We start from the raw sequence: 14,133 nt of genomic DNA on the forward strand, positions 1-14,133 counted from the left end.
CGATCATGCATCAGTTCCTGAAGCGCGATGACGTGATGACCGGCGGGAAGAGGCCCGAGCTGCTGGCCCCGGATACCACCGGGCTCAACTTCTACCGCGCCGATCCCGCGCTCTCCGACCTCCTGCGCATCCATCTGCCCGACGCGCTGTTTCGGCATCTCGTGCCGCATCTCGACCGGCTCGGCGAGCTCGCCGGCGGCTATCTCGACGAATGCGCGCGGCTGGCCGACCGCCATGGACCGGTGCTGCACCAGCGCGACCGCTTCGGCCGCGACGCCCAGTGGATCGAATATCACCCCGCCTATCGCGAGCTCGAGCGCGCCGCCTTCGGCGAGTTCGGGATCCATGCGATGTCGATCCGCAAGGGCATTCTCGGTTGGCCGGCGAAATATCCCGTCGCCGCCAAGCACGCCTTCACCTTCCTGTTCAATCAGGCGGAGTTCGGATTGGGCTGTCCGATCAACGTGACCGATGGCTGCGCCAAGCTGCTGGCGAGCTTCGGGAGCCATGCGCTCAAGGCGAAGTACCTTGACGGCTTGACGCAGACCGACATGCGCAAGCTGACCCAGGGCGGCCAGTTCATGACCGAGAAGGAAGGCGGCTCCGACGTCGGCACGCTGACGACGGTCGCCGTGCCCGAGGGCGACCACTGGCGCCTGCATGGCGAGAAATGGTTCTGCTCCAATGCCGATGCCAAGGTGGTGATGCTGCTGGCGCGTCCCGAAGGCGCCGAGCCCGGCACGCGCGGAGTCGGCCTGTTCCTGATGCCGCGCTTCCTCGATGACGGCACGCAGAACCACTATCGAATCGTGCGCCTGAAGGACAAGCTCGGCACGCGTTCGATGGCGTCGGGTGAGATCAGGCTGGAAGGTGCCATCGCCTATGCGGTCGGCCGGCTCGATCGCGGCTTCGTGCAGATGGCCGAGATGGTCAACTCCTCGCGACTCTCCAATGGTGTGAAGTCGACGGCGCTGATGCGGCGCGCCTGGCACGATGCGATCACGGTGGCGCGTAATCGCGTGGTGTTCGGACAGCGCATCGTGGACCTGCCGCTCGGCCGTCGCCAGCTGATGAAGATCCTGCTGCCGACCGAGCAGGCGCTGTCCATGAGCTTCCTCACCGCCGATGCGCTGGATCGCGCCGAGGCCGGCAGCCAGGACGCCGCGGCGCTGCTGCGCATCCTGACGCCGACTTTAAAATTTCGCGCGACGCGCGATGCCCGCAAGGTCTGCGGCGATGCGTTGGAGATGCGTGGGGGTATCGGCTATGTCGAGGAGTTCGTCACGGCGCGGCTGTTGCGCGACGCGCATCTCGGCTCGATCTGGGAGGGCACCGGCAACATCGTCGCGCTGGATGCGCTGAAGCGGGCCGTCGGCCGTCACGGCGCCGAGTCGGCGCTGGCAGCCGATCTGCATGCGCGGCTCGACGACAGCGCCGCCGTGCCGCAGGCGTGGCGCGATCAGCTGCATCGCCTCGTCGATCGCGCCGTCGGCTTCGCACGCGAGGTCGCCGGCCGCGCCGACAATGAGGCCGAGTCGCGCCGTGCGACGAGTCTGCTGTATCACACGGCCAGCGTGGTCTCGCTCACTTGGGAAAGCGCGCGCATTTACGCCACGCGCGGCGACGCCCGGCGCCTGTTGTTGGCCAAGCTCGTCGTCGATCATCGGCTGATGCCGTCCGATCCATTCCAGCTCGCGGAAAACAACACGGATGATGCGATTGCAACGCTGCTCCTCGGCGAGCGCGATGCGACGATGCAGGAGGTTGGCGAACTGATATCTGTGGCCTAGGCTGGCGAGGAGATATGAAGTGACATGCGGAACGAAGCTGACGCCACGCGCTCGGTGCACCCTCTCCCCTTGTGGGAGAGGGTGGCTTTCATGCGCAGCATGAAAGCCGGGTGAGGGGTTGCCGCGGGCGAGGAGCTGAGTGCGACGCACGAACCCCTCACCCTGGCGAGTTCGTTGCTGGCGTCTGTGTAGTCCTCTCCCACAAGGGGAGAGGGCGCAGTCATGAGCGCCGGAAGGCGATCGGCTACGCCGCTCGCTCAAATCATAACAAACAGGGAGAACGTCAATGAAAGCCGCCGTGCTGATGGAGGTCAACAAGCCGCTGGTGATCGAGGACATCAGCGTGCCCAAGCCCGGGCCGCGCGAAGTGCTGATCCGGACGGCCGTCGCCGGCCTCTGTCATTCGGATCTGCACTTCATCGAGGGACTCTATCCGCATCCGCTGCCGGCGGTGCTCGGCCATGAGTCGGCCGGCATCGTCGAGCAGGTCGGCTCAGACGTCACCTATGTGAAGCCCGGCGATCATGTCGTCACCTGTCTTTCGGTGTTCTGCGGCACCTGCGACAACTGCACCACGGGCCGCCCGGTGCTGTGCACCGACACCACGGTGAAAATGCCGCCCGGCGCCTCCAACCGGCTGTCATGGGGACGAAGTGAGAAGCTGCATCAGTTTCTCAACCTGTCGTCCTTCGCCGAGCAGATGCTGGTACACGAGAACGCGATCGTGAAGATCCGCAACGACATGCCGCTCGAGCTCGCCGCGCTGATCGGCTGCGGCGTCATCACCGGCTATGGCGCTGTCGTCAACACAGCGCGGGTGACGGCGGGGGAGACGGTCGCCGTGATCGGCTGCGGCGGCGTCGGCATGGCCGCGATCAACGGCGCCGAGATCGCGGGCGCCGGCCGCATCATCGCCATCGACACCAATCCGGCCAAGCTGCAGCTCGCGACCAAGCTCGGCGCCACCGACATCATTAATCCCCTCGATGGTGATGTCGTGGCGCAGGTGCGCGAGCTCACCAAGGGCGGCGTCCACCACGCCTTCGAGGTGCTGGGGCGGAAGGAGACGGCCGAGCAGGCGTTCGCGATGCTCGCGCCGGGCGGCACCGCGACCATCGTCGGCATGATCCCGTTCGGCCAGAAGATCGAGCTGCACGGCTTCGACTTCCTGCGCGAGCGCCGCATCCAGGGCTCGTCGATGGGCTCCAACCATTTCCGCGTCGACATGCCCCGCCTCGTCGAGTTCTACCTGCGCGGCAAGCTGCACCTGGAGGACTGGATCTCCGCCAAGCTGAAGCTGTCGGAGATCAACGAGGGTTTTGCCAACATGAAGGCGGGCAAGACCTTGCGTAGCGTGATCGTATTTGATGCGTGAGTCGCGCGGGGCAACCCGGTATCGACGATGGTTGCCCGTCATGCCCGGGCTTGACCCGGGCATCCCGTCTCTCCCGAAAGGATGGATGGCCGGGTCAAGCCCGGCCATGACGATGTGGGGCGATCTGGCGCTGCGTACACAGCTGTCGTCCCGGCCTCGAGCCGGGACCCATACCGCGGAATCTATCGAGTTAGCTCAATCACGAGTCATCGTTCCCAAAGCGCCGGTGGCTATGGGTCCCGGCTCAAGGCCGGGACGACGGTGGTGGGCAGCGCTCCTGACGTGAACTAATCCGCAAACATCGGCGGTGGCGTGAAGCCGCCGAACTCGCGCTCGATCAGTTCGGCCAGCTTCAGCGGCGTGCGGTCCTCGAGGAACGGGCCGACGATCTGCGCGCCGACCGGCAAGCCGTCGACGAGCCCGAGCGGAATCTGCGTGGCGGGGAGGCCGGGCAGGGTCGCGACCCCAGGCCAGGCGAGCTGGTCATTGTAGTCATGCTCGACGCCGTCGATGCTGATGCGGCGCTGCGTCTGGTCAGGCGAGTGGTCGTGCCGAAACGCGGGTGTCGGCATGATCGGGCAGATCACCGCGTCGAAGCTCTCGAACAAAGCTCGCCACTGCGCGCGCAGCCCGAAACGGGCGTTGCTGGCCTGCACCCAGTCGCGGTGGCTGAGCGCGATGCCGCGCAGACGCTCGGCGCCGAGGCTTAAGGCCTCCTTGGGCAGGTGCGCGGCTGCCTGGATGGCGCCGGCATGAACGTCCGGCGGCATGGTTGCGCCGAGGAAGCCGAGCAGCAGGCGCATATAAAGCCGGCTGGAGCTGGCGAAATCGGGCAGCAGCGGGCTTTCCATGACGATGCTGACGCCCGCTTTCGCCAGATTGGCTGCGAGCCGCTCGATCGCGCCGCGCACGGCGGTGTCGGTCGGAAGCAGCGGATGGCTGGCGACGACGAGCACGCGAAAGTCCTGCAGCCGCGTGTGCCGCGCCGGCGGCAGCTCCAGCCGATACGCTTTGCCGGCTTCCAGCGGATCGGGGCCTGCCATCACGTCGAGCAGCAGCGCGAGATCGGCGGCCGAGCGCGCCATCGGGCCGACCACCGCAAGGTCCGCCTCGTTCGGCAGCGGCGGGAATGGCGGCGGCGTGTGGCCGCGCGTAGGGACAAGACCATAAGTGGGCTTGTGCGCGGTCACGCCGCAATGGAAGGCCGGCACGCGCAAGGAGCCGCCGATGTCGGAGCCGAGCGAGAGCGAGCCATAGCCCGCCGCGAGCGCTGCCGAAGAGCCGCCGGAGGAGCCACCGGGCGTGCGGCCGAGGTCGTAGGGGTTGTTGGTGGTGCCGTAGATGTCGTTGTAGCTCTGCCAGTCGCCCAGCGCGATCGGCACGTTGGTCTTGCCGACCACGATGCCGCCGGCGTCCTTCACGCGCGCCACGGTCAGCGCATCCTCGGCGGCAATGAAGTCTTTCTGCTGCGGAAAGCCCCAGGTCGTCGGCAGCCCGGCGACGTTGAAGGACTCCTTCACCGTCAGTGGCAGGCCGAGCAGCGGCCCGTGCTCGCCGCGTGCAAGCGCCGCATCGGCGGCGCGTGCGGCAGCCAGTGCGCGATCGAAATCGCACACGCAGATGGCGTTGATCTTGTCGTCATGTCGGATGATGCGATCGATCGCGAGCTGCGTCAGCTCGACCGACGAGATCTCGCGACGCGCCAATGCCTTCGCTGTGTCGACTGCGGTTGCGAACGTCCATTGCGATGCGGCCAAGGTCCTGCTCCCTGTTTGCGTGCAGGTCCGTTTCTACCTCAGGGCGATGGCAGGCGCTTGATCGAAATTGCGCGGTTGAGACTAGCTGGGCAGCATGCGCTGCATGACGCGATCGCGGTAGACAAAAATATGCGCCAGCGCAGCGCCGATATGGGCGACGATCAGGATCAGCAGCAGCCATTCGGCCGCCTGGTGCAGCCCGTCGATGGCGCGATTGCCGGCTGGGTTACGGGCCGCGAGCATCGGCAGCTGAAACAGATAGAAGTAGGACACGCTCCAGCCGCGATAGGATGCGAACAGCCAGCCGGTGATGGTGGTGGCCAGCACCATGACATAGAGCATCCAGTGCACGGCCTCGGAGCTCAGCCGCTGCCAGGCCGGCAGCGAGCTTTCGGGCGCAACCGGATGTGTGAGGCGCCACACGAAGCGCACGACGATCAGCGCCAGGATGGTGAGGCCGAACGAGATGTGCAGGATCATCGGCGCGCCCGGCGGGGTGTTGGCGTGCAGATCCGGCATCAGCCAGCCGATCGGATACTGGATGGCGAGCAGCGCCACCACCAGCCAGTGCAGGATCTTTGCGGGCGTGCCGTAGTGCAGGCGTGGTGTCATGACGAGCTTTCCGTTGCGATAGGTTTGGCGCAATCAGGATCGCGGCCGGAAGTTCCGCCGGCCGCGATCGATGCTAGGCCGCCCCTATGAGTATCCCCACGCCGAGCACGATGATTCCGCCCAGCACGATCTGGAACACCGCCTGCAGGAACGGCGTGTCCATGTAGCGCGCGCGGATATAGGCGATGGCCCACAGTTCGAAGAACACGACGAGGCCGGCAATCGCGGTCGCGATCCAGAACGCGTTGGTCCAGGAATCCGGGACGAGATAAGGCATCGTGTGGCCGAGGCCGCCGAGTGTCGTCATCGCGCCGCAGACGGCGCCGCGCAGCCACGGCGAGCCGCGGCCGGTCAGCGAGCCGTCATCGGACAGCGCTTCGGCAAAGCCCATGCTGATACCGGCGCCGATCGAGGCGGCGAGGCCGACCAGGAAGGTCTGGAAGTTCTGGTGCGTGGCGAAGGCCGCGGCGAACAGCGGCGCGAGCGTCGACACCGAGCCGTCCATCAGGCCGGCAAGACCGGGCTGGACGTACTGCAGGACGAACACGCGCCGCCGCGTCTCGTCCTCCTTGTGACGCACGTCGGGGCTGAGGATCTCGTCGGTCAGCTTCGCTGCGACCTGCTCGTGGCCCTTCTCGGCCAGCGCGAGATCGCCGAGCAGCCGGCGCACGCCGACGTCCTTGGCCTGCTCGGCGGCCTTGGCGTAGAAGCGCTCGGCCTCGAACTCCATCGTGCCGACCTCCTTGCGGATGGCGTCGAGCGACAGGTTCTTGGTCAGCCAGATCGGTCGGCGCTGCATGAAGCCCTTGACGTTCTCGCGCCGGATCGGCGGCAGGTTCTTGCCGAAGCGCTCCTCGTAGAGCTCGAGCAGCATGTGGCGATGGCCCTTCTCCTCCTCGGCCATCTGCTCGAACAGTTTCGCAGAATCCGGATACCGCTCCGCCAGGTCCTCCGCGAAGCTCATGTAGATGCGGCCGTCTTCCTCTTCGGCCGAGATCGCGATCGCCAGGATCTCGCGCTCGGTGAGGTCGGCGAAATTTTTCATTCCAAGGTCCCCGGATTTGACGTTCTCAACATTCCACTGTTTAGAACGTTTCTAATCTGTATATGGATTGCCGCAGCGCGGTCAAACTGCCGCCGCGCGGTGGCCGCGAAACATTTCGTGAGGTCGCATTCAGGCCCCAGTCAGGGAACCCCTGGGCAAATTCACCGTTCGCGTTTCCGCTGAGCTACCTAAGGAGTTCCAATGACCACCGTCAAATACAGGCTGAACGATCCGAGACTGGCTCCGCGGCGCACCAAGATGGATATTCCGGGCTGGGCGGGCGAGCGGCAGCCGCGCGCCAATGGCTCGCATGAGCAGGTCTGGCACTGCGTGCCGTTCTCCGAAGGCGCGCAATACGGCATCGAGCTGTTCTATCCCTACGACTTCGAGCTGCAGGTCACGACGCGGGACGGCAAGCTCGAGATGTCGGGCGACTGGGGCGAGCCGCCCAGTCCGAGCCTGCAATGGCCGCCGTTCCGCAATTTCGGCGATGCGTTCTTTACCTATCAGATCCTGCTCGATCTCAAGGTGCCCCCGGGCTTCGCGATCCGCACCGAGCCGCATCCGCGCTTCTACACCGATCGCACCGATACCTGTCCAATCGCGGTGCCGGCGCTGATCCGGAATTTCTGGCCGATGCTGTTCTTCTGCGTGTTCAAGGCGCCGGCGGAAGGCCGCACCCACATCTTCCGTCCGGGCGAGCCCTTCGCGCAGGTGATCGTCATTCCCGAGGAGGCCAACTTCACGGTCGAGCCGATGAGTCCGGACGAAGCTGCCGAGCGCGAGTTGCAATCGCGCCGCATCCACGCCAGCAGGCCGGTGCTCGCCAAGGAGACCGAATGGCTGTCAAGCACCGATACGGTGTTCGATGGCACCTATCGCCATCTGCATCGCGCGGCGAAGGAGAAGGCGCGCAAGTCGTAAGGCTCTCACCGCTCAAGGCGGGCGTCGGCTTCAATAATTGGTCTTACGCTCGACTGTCTCCGCGTCGTCATGGCCGGGCTCGTCCCGGCCATCCACGCCGGTCCGCATGCTCAGAACCACATGGATGCCCTGGCCTTCGCCGCGCCGAGGCGGCTTCGGCCGCGCAGGCGGGACAAGCCCAGGCATGGCGGAGGAACAAACGGGCAAACTCACTCTTCGCGGCAAATCCAGATCAACAACCCGTCTCCCGCAACGAAAGAGCGCCGACCTCGCGGCCGGCGCCCTCCGGGCTTTCACCTCACGACGATCAATACCGCTCGTAGTACCAGTGGTGATGATGATGGTGGTGGTGATGGTAGTACCGGCGCGGTACCACGTAGACCCGCGGGCCGTAGCCGTACCCATAGCCGGGGCCATAGCCATAGCCGCGCCAGTAGCCGTGGTGATGGTGGTGATGATGATGGTGGTGATGGTACCACTGCGCCAGCTGCACCTTCGGCTCGGCGGCCGGTGGAGCCTGCTCGTCGAGCGCCTGCAGCACCGCCGCGGCGTTCGGGATCGGCTCGAGCAGATCGGCGTAGGAGTTGGCCTTCAGCACATCGGTCGGCGCCGGAGCGGCTGACGCCTGCGCCGAGCCGAGCGCGCCGACAGCGGCAACCGCGCCGAGCAAGCCTGCGATCTTCTTATCCATAAAACGTCTCCTGATGCGCATCGCCCGGATGCAAAAACGTCAACCCCGAATGTTCGTTCCTCGATTCGCCTAATACGTCGGAACGGCGTCCGAAATCAGGCTGTCGATTTGTTCAGGAACGTGAACAGGAGCTCATTGACATGGTCATGTTGCTCCTGCTGCACCCAATGACCGGCGCGATCGATCAGCTCGCACAGGATCATGTTGGTGCACACTCGGGACTGCATCGCTTCGAACACGCCGGGCCGTTGGTAGATGCCCCAGTCTTGCAGGCCGGAGATGAATGCAGACGGAACGTCGATGGTGCGGTCCGACCAGGTCTGCAATTCCGCGTCGAACAGGCCCGACGTGCCGCAGCGGTACCATTGCAGGCCGCCCTGGAAGCCGGTTCGTTCATATTCGGCCGTGTAGACCGCGAGTTCATGATCCGGCAGCCAGCGATTGGCGGCAATCGTTGCCGCGTCGGGCATGACGTCGGCGACCGTCTCGCCCATCGTCTTGTCGAGGTCCATCACGTAGTAGGTCGGCAGCTTGGCGAGTTCGCCCGCGGTCCATGATTGCAGCGGATACGGCTGGTTGCCCGACCAGTCGGCGCTCTTGTGGTGGTAGTAGGCGCGCAGGAACGCATGCAGGCCCTGCGGCGCGCGATGCATGTCCGCGTTCGCCTCGGGTGTCGAGTAGTGCCATTGATAGTGCTTGCGCGGCCGCGGCAGCGTGGCCAGCTCGCGATGCACGGGATCATCGGGCGGCGCGAGCGGATGGTCGGCGATGCCGAACGGCGCGGCCGGTGGTCCCGGAAACGGTGCGCTCATCATCACCACCGATCGAAACACATCGGGCCGGATGACCGCGCACCACGCCGCGACCGGGCTGCCGAAGTCGTGGCCGACGACCGCCGCGACATGGCGATGACCGAAGGCATAGACCACGCCGAGCGCGTCGCGCACCAGGTTGGTGAAGCGGAACGGCGCAAGGTCGCCGTCATAGTCGGCGTTCCAGCCGGTGGTGCGGCCATAGCCGCGCTGGTCCGGCGCCAGCACGTGATAGCCCGCCGCCGCCAGCGCCGGCATCACCTTGCGCCAGCTATAGGCGAGCTCGGGGAAGCCGTGCAGCAGCAGCACGCAGGGGCGCCCGGGTGTTTCGAAGCCGGCCTCGAGCACATGCATCCGCAAGCCGTTGATGCCATCGACATAGCGCGAGCGGATGGAGGGTGGGAGAGGCAACGGGGGAAGAGCTGGAAGTGGAAAAGAAGAGGTCATCGCGGCCCTCATCAGTGTCGTCCCGGCGAACGCCGGGACCCATAACCACAGGATAATGTGGTAGGCAGCGCTGGCAGCTCCAGCTTTCGCAAAACTCGGGACGGTGGCTATGGGTCCCGGCTCAAGGCCGGGACGACACCGTTGCTTTGAGCTGCGGGCGCGGCCCGCTTACGCCGCGCCCTTCTTCGGCCAGTAGCGCTCGCGCAGATGGCGCTTGACCAGCTTGCCGGTCGGGGTGCGCGGCAGCTCGGGCTCGAAGTCGATCGAGCGCGGGCATTTCAGCGGCGACAGGTGCTTGCGGCAGTACAGGATCAGCTGCTCCTCGAGCGCCTTGCCGGCGCGCGCCATGTCGTGCGGCTGCACCACGGCCTTGACCTCCTCGCCCATCTCCTCGTTCGGCACGCCGAACACCGCGACATCGGCGACATCCGGATGCGTGATGAGGACGTCCTCGGTCTCCTGCGGATAGATGTTTACGCCGCCGGAGATGATCATGTAGGACTTGCGGTCGGTGAGATAGAGGAAGCCGTCGGCGTCGAGATAGCCGACATCGCCGAGCGTCGACCAGCCCTTGTCGTTATAGGCGCGCTTCGTCTTCTCCGGATCGTTGTGATAGGAGAATACAGGCGCATCGGCGAAATAGACCGTGCCGATCTCGCCGGTCGGCATTTCCTGATCATCCTCGCCGAGGATCTTGATCTTGCCGACGACAGCGCGGCCGACGCTGCCGCGGTGCTCCAGCCATTGCTTCGAGTTGCAGACCGTGACGCCATTGCCTTCCGAGCCCGCGTAGTACTCGATCAAGATCGGCCCCCACCACTCGATCATCCTCGCCTTGACGTCGACCGGGCAGGGCGCGGCCGCATGGATCGCGCCCTTCAGGGTCGAAACATCGTAGCGCTGGCGGACGTCCTCCGGCAGCTTTAGCATGCGCACGAACATCGTCGGCACCAGCTGCGACTGCGTGATCTTGTACTTCTCGACGAGCTTGAGGAACTCCTCCGCGTCGAAATGCTCCATGATGATCGACGTGCCGCCGAGCGTGATCGCCATCATGTTGAAGCGCAGCGGCGCTGCATGATACAGCGGCGCCGGCGACAGATAGATGCTCTCGGCATTCATGCCGCACATGTCGGCGCAGAGCACGCGCAGGAACTGGTTGGGCTGATCGATCGGATTGCCTTCGAAATCCTTCTTGATTCCCTTCGGCCGTCCGGTGGTGCCCGACGAATACAGCATGTCGTAGCCGGCGACCTGGTCGGCGATCGGCGTCTTGGGCTGCGCGCCGGCCTCCTTGTCCCATGAGCGAAACCCGGGCTCGGGCTCGTCGACCATGAAGAACAGCGGGCCGTCCGCCGCGACGAGATCGCGCACCTGCTCGGCGCATTTCGGCGAGGTGATGAAGACCTTGGCGCCGCAATCCCTGACGATATAGGCGATTTCGTCCTTGGTGAGATAGCGGCTGATCGCGGTGTAGTAGAGGCCGGAGCGCTGCGCGGCCCAGGCGATCTCCATGAAGGCCAGCCGGTTCTCCATCAGGAACGCGACATGGTCGCCGGCCTTGAGGCCGAGCGCGCGAAACAGCTGGGCGCCCTGGTTGGATAGCTCGTCGAGCTCGCGATAGGTGATGGCCTTGCCGGTCCCCGCCATCTGATAGGCGATCTTGTCCGGATGGCTCTGGGCATGAATGGACGGGTGGGTCATGAGGGCTCACCGCTGCTAAACCAGGAAAAGGCGTCGTCCCGGCCTCGAGCCGGGACCCATAACCACAGGGGGCTGTGGTGAAAGCGAGCTGTGGCTCCAGCTCGCGTAACGTTGGATTCGGTGGCTATGGGTCCCGGCTCAAGGCCGGGACGACACCATTGATGGAGCGACAGCTAGAGCCGCTCGACGATCGTCACATTCGCCATGCCGCCGCCTTCGCACATGGTCTGCAGGCCGTAGCGCTTGTTGCGCTGTTTCAGCGCATGCAGCAGCGTCGTCATCAGCTTGGTGCCGGAGCCGCCGAGCGGATGGCCGAGCGCAATCGCACCGCCATTGACGTTGAGACGGCTCGGATCTGCGCCGGTGGTCTTGAGCCAGGCGGTCGGCACCGAGGCGAAGGCCTCGTTGACCTCGTAGAGGTCGATGTCGTCGATCGACATGCCGGCCTTCTGCAGCGCGCGCTGGGTCGCCGGCAGCGGCGCTTCCAGCATGATGACGGGATCGCCGCCCATCATGGTCATGTGGTGCACGCGGGCCAGCGGCTTGACGCCGAGCGACTTCAGGCCGCGCTCGTTGACGACCATGACGCCGGAGGCGCCGTCGCAGATCTGGCTCGCGGAGGCAGCGGTCAGCTTGCCGTTCTCGGCGATCAGCTTGACGCCCTTGATGCCGTCGAGGCTGACGTCGAAGCGGATGCCCTCGTCGATATGATGGGTGTCGGTCGAACCGTCGGCGCGGGTGATCTGCAGCGGGACGATCTCGTCCTTGAAGTGCCCGGCCTGCGTCGCCGCGATCGCGCGCTGATGGCTGTTATAGGCGTATTCGTCGAGATCATCCTTGGAGAGCCCGTACTTCTCCGCCATCATCTCCGCGCCGGTGAACTGGCTGAACTGGATGTTCGGATAGCGGCTCTCCATGCTCGGGCTCTTGTAGTGCCCAAACCCGTTCTTCGCCGGCAAGGTCGAGGACAGGCCCATCGGCACCCGGGTCATCGACTCCACGCCGGCGGCGATCACCACGTCCATCGCGCCCGACATCACCGCCTGGGCGGCGAAATGCAGCGCCTGCTGCGACGACCCGCACTGGCGGTCGATCGAGGTGCCCGGGACGCTCTCCGGCAGCTTCGAGGCCAGTACCGCGTTGCGGGCGATGTTGGTCGACTGCTCGCCGGTCTGCATGACGCAGCCCATGATCACGTCCTCGACCTGGTCCGGCGCGGCGCCGGAGCGCTCGACCAGCGCGTCCAGCACCTTCGCCGCCAGATCCGCCGGATGCCAGCCGGCCAGACGCCCGCCCTTTCGGCCGCCGGCCGTGCGCGCAGCCGCGACGATATAGGCTTCCGCCATGAGGTTTCCTCCCTAGACTTGGTTCGTGATTGGCGCCGATTTAAATGCGCGATTGAGCTTTAGTCAATCGATCAATTAACGCTTGAGATCAACTCCGGCTTCGGCTTATCTGGCCGCAACAACCGATAGGAAACGCCTTGGGACCTCAGCTGCAAAACAGCGTGCCGGAGAAGCTTGCCGTGGGGCGGAATGCCACCGCGGAAAAGCTGCTGGATGCCGCCAGCGAGCTGATGATTCAGAGGTCGTCGATCGAGATTTCGCTCAGCGACATCGCGCAGAAGTCCGGCTCCAACGCCGCGCTGGTCAAATACCATTTTGGCAACAAGGACGGCCTACTGCTGGCGCTGCTTGCGCGCGACGCCGCCACGGAGGTCGCCAATCTCGAATACCTTCTGGCGCAGCCGCTGCCGCCGACCGCCAAGCTGAAGCTGCACATCAGCGGCATCATCCGCGCCTATCACCGGTTTCCCTACATGAACCGGCTGATCCATTACCTGCTGCACGAAAGCAGTCCCGAGGCCGCCGACGAGGTATCGAAGTTCTTCGTCGCGCCGCTGTTGGAATTTCATCGCCGCCTGATCGAAGAGGGCGTCGCCAAGGGCGAGTTCCGCGCCGTCGACCCCGTGCTGTTCTACACCAGCCTGATCGGCGCCTGCGATCACCTGTTCTTCGGCCGCCACGCGATGTCGCGCGCGATCGGCGTCGGTCCGGTAACCGATGATGTCTGCCGCCAGTACATCGCCCATATGGAGGCGCTGATCTGCGGCGGGATACTGAAGAGGGCGAATGGCGAATAGGGAGTATCTATTCGCTACTCCCTTTTCGCTATTCGCTAAAAATAAACAAAGGAGGAAACGCACCATGCAACTCAACAACGTCGCCGTTCTGATCACCGGCGGTGGCTCGGGTCTCGGCGCCGCGACGGCGCGCGCCATGGCGGCCAAGGGCGCCAAGGTCGCCGTGCTCGACCAGAGCCTGGAGAATGCCGAGAAAGTCGCCGCCGAGATCAAGGGCGTCGCCCTGCATGCCGACGTCACCAACGAGGATCAGGTCAAGGCCGGCATCGCCAAGGCGGAGGCAGCGCACGGCATCGCCCGCGTGCTGGTCAACTGCGCCGGCATCGGCGGCTCGCAGCGCATCGTCGGCAAGGACGGCGTCTATCCGCTGGCGAAGTTCGCGCGCATCATCAACGTCAACCTGATCGGCACCTTCAACGTGCTGCGCCTGTTCGCCGAGCGCCTGGTCACCGCGGAAGCGGTCGGCGAGGAGCGCGGCGTCATCATCAACACCGCCAGCGTCGCGGCCTATGAAGGTCAGATCGGCCAGATCGCCTATTCGGCCTCGAAGGGCGGTGTCGTCGGCCTCACCCTGCCAGCGGCGCGCGATCTCGCCAGCCAGAAGATCCGCGTCAACACCATCGCGCCTGGCCTGTTCCTGACGCCGCTGCTGATGGGCCTGAACGAGGAGGCCCGCAAGAGCCTCGGCGCCCAGGTGCCGCATCCCGCCCGCCTCGGCGACGCCTCGGAGTACGGCAACCTCGCCGTCCACATCGTCGAGAACCCGATGCTCAATGGCGAAACCATCCGCCTCGACGGCGCCATCCGCATGGCCCCGCGCTGACGGCGCACTT

Annotated in this window: 12 protein-coding genes; 5 read left to right on the forward strand and 7 right to left on the reverse strand. The window is 65.3% G+C overall.

The window, feature by feature from the left end:
* Positions 1-5 precede the first annotated feature (5 nt).
* Together BRADO_RS04295 and BRADO_RS04300 are read left to right on the forward strand one after the other, a co-directional pair.
* Complete coding sequence (locus tag BRADO_RS04295) at positions 6-1,790, forward strand: acyl-CoA dehydrogenase family protein (RefSeq protein ID WP_011924091.1); 1,785 nt, start codon at positions 6-8, stop codon at positions 1,788-1,790.
* A 286-nt stretch (positions 1,791-2,076) separates the two neighbouring features.
* Positions 2,077-3,165 carry a Zn-dependent alcohol dehydrogenase gene (locus tag BRADO_RS04300; protein WP_011924092.1) on the forward strand — a complete coding sequence of 363 codons (1,089 nt, stop codon included), beginning with the start codon at positions 2,077-2,079 and terminating at the stop codon, positions 3,163-3,165.
* A 287-nt stretch (positions 3,166-3,452) separates the two neighbouring features.
* Here the strand turns inward: BRADO_RS04300 and BRADO_RS04305 are convergent, their stop codons facing one another.
* From BRADO_RS04305 to mbfA, 3 genes are all read right to left on the reverse strand, one after another.
* Positions 3,453-4,922 carry an amidase gene (locus tag BRADO_RS04305; RefSeq protein ID WP_011924093.1) on the reverse strand — a complete coding sequence of 490 codons (1,470 nt, stop codon included), beginning with the start codon at positions 4,920-4,922 and terminating at the stop codon, positions 3,453-3,455.
* An 81-nt stretch (positions 4,923-5,003) separates the two neighbouring features.
* On the reverse strand, positions 5,004-5,534 hold the full coding sequence (locus BRADO_RS04310) for a cytochrome b (protein ID WP_011924094.1): 531 nt from the start codon (positions 5,532-5,534) through the stop codon (positions 5,004-5,006).
* A 73-nt stretch (positions 5,535-5,607) separates the two neighbouring features.
* On the reverse strand, positions 5,608-6,579 hold the full coding sequence (mbfA, locus tag BRADO_RS04315) for an iron exporter MbfA (RefSeq protein WP_008960072.1): 972 nt from the start codon (positions 6,577-6,579) through the stop codon (positions 5,608-5,610).
* A 201-nt stretch (positions 6,580-6,780) separates the two neighbouring features.
* On the opposite strand from mbfA, the gene BRADO_RS04320 reads away from it, so the two are divergent.
* A complete protein-coding gene (locus BRADO_RS04320) occupies positions 6,781-7,503 on the forward strand; it encodes a hypothetical protein (protein WP_011924095.1) in 723 nt (240 codons plus the stop codon).
* A gap of 307 nt (positions 7,504-7,810) precedes the next feature.
* On the opposite strand, the gene BRADO_RS04325 is transcribed toward BRADO_RS04320, so the two are convergent.
* The 4 genes from BRADO_RS04325 to BRADO_RS04340 form a co-directional block, all read right to left on the reverse strand.
* On the reverse strand, positions 7,811-8,194 hold the full coding sequence (locus BRADO_RS04325; RefSeq protein ID WP_041756086.1) for a hypothetical protein: 384 nt from the start codon (positions 8,192-8,194) through the stop codon (positions 7,811-7,813).
* 95 nt (positions 8,195-8,289) lie between these two features.
* On the reverse strand, positions 8,290-9,360 hold the full coding sequence (locus BRADO_RS04330) for an alpha/beta fold hydrolase (RefSeq protein ID WP_011924097.1): 1,071 nt from the start codon (positions 9,358-9,360) through the stop codon (positions 8,290-8,292).
* A gap of 261 nt (positions 9,361-9,621) precedes the next feature.
* Positions 9,622-11,157 carry an acyl-CoA synthetase gene (locus BRADO_RS04335; RefSeq protein ID WP_011924098.1) on the reverse strand — a complete coding sequence of 512 codons (1,536 nt, stop codon included), beginning with the start codon at positions 11,155-11,157 and terminating at the stop codon, positions 9,622-9,624.
* A 173-nt stretch (positions 11,158-11,330) separates the two neighbouring features.
* Positions 11,331-12,503 carry an acetyl-CoA C-acetyltransferase gene (locus BRADO_RS04340; protein WP_011924099.1) on the reverse strand — a complete coding sequence of 391 codons (1,173 nt, stop codon included), beginning with the start codon at positions 12,501-12,503 and terminating at the stop codon, positions 11,331-11,333.
* Positions 12,504-12,640: 137 nt separating this feature from the next.
* Here BRADO_RS04340 and BRADO_RS04345 point away from each other — a divergent pair, with 137 nt between their 5' ends.
* Together BRADO_RS04345 and BRADO_RS04350 are read left to right on the forward strand one after the other, a co-directional pair.
* Positions 12,641-13,300, forward strand: coding sequence for a TetR family transcriptional regulator (locus BRADO_RS04345; RefSeq protein WP_011924100.1), 660 nt, complete (start codon positions 12,641-12,643; stop codon positions 13,298-13,300).
* 64 nt (positions 13,301-13,364) lie between these two features.
* Entirely contained in the window at positions 13,365-14,123 is a 759-nt protein-coding gene (locus BRADO_RS04350; protein ID WP_008960079.1) for an SDR family NAD(P)-dependent oxidoreductase, read from the forward strand.
* The last annotated feature ends 10 nt before the right edge of the window (positions 14,124-14,133 follow it).

It is taken from the genome of Bradyrhizobium sp. ORS 278 (assembly GCF_000026145.1).
In the GTDB taxonomy this organism is placed as follows: Bacteria; Pseudomonadota; Alphaproteobacteria; order Rhizobiales; family Xanthobacteraceae; genus Bradyrhizobium.

What these genes read in the sequence shown, in the direction of transcription:
- BRADO_RS04295 (WP_011924091.1), top strand. Translation starts at nt 6, where the DNA reads ATGCATCAGTTCCTGAAGCGCGATGACGTGATGACCGGCGGGAAGAGG.
- BRADO_RS04300 (WP_011924092.1), top strand. Translation starts at nt 2,077, where the DNA reads ATGAAAGCCGCCGTGCTGATGGAGGTCAACAAGCCGCTGGTGATCGAG.
- BRADO_RS04310 (WP_011924094.1), bottom strand. Translation starts at nt 5,534, where the DNA reads ATGACACCACGCCTGCACTACGGCACGCCCGCAAAGATCCTGCACTGG.
- mbfA (WP_008960072.1), bottom strand. Translation starts at nt 6,579, where the DNA reads ATGAAAAATTTCGCCGACCTCACCGAGCGCGAGATCCTGGCGATCGCG.
- BRADO_RS04320 (WP_011924095.1), top strand. Translation starts at nt 6,781, where the DNA reads ATGACCACCGTCAAATACAGGCTGAACGATCCGAGACTGGCTCCGCGG.
- BRADO_RS04325 (WP_041756086.1), bottom strand. Translation starts at nt 8,194, where the DNA reads ATGGATAAGAAGATCGCAGGCTTGCTCGGCGCGGTTGCCGCTGTCGGC.
- BRADO_RS04330 (WP_011924097.1), bottom strand. Translation starts at nt 9,360, where the DNA reads ATGCATGTGCTCGAGGCCGGCTTCGAAACACCCGGGCGCCCCTGCGTG.
- BRADO_RS04335 (WP_011924098.1), bottom strand. Translation starts at nt 11,157, where the DNA reads ATGACCCACCCGTCCATTCATGCCCAGAGCCATCCGGACAAGATCGCC.
- BRADO_RS04340 (WP_011924099.1), bottom strand. Translation starts at nt 12,503, where the DNA reads ATGGCGGAAGCCTATATCGTCGCGGCTGCGCGCACGGCCGGCGGCCGA.
- BRADO_RS04350 (WP_008960079.1), top strand. Translation starts at nt 13,365, where the DNA reads ATGCAACTCAACAACGTCGCCGTTCTGATCACCGGCGGTGGCTCGGGT.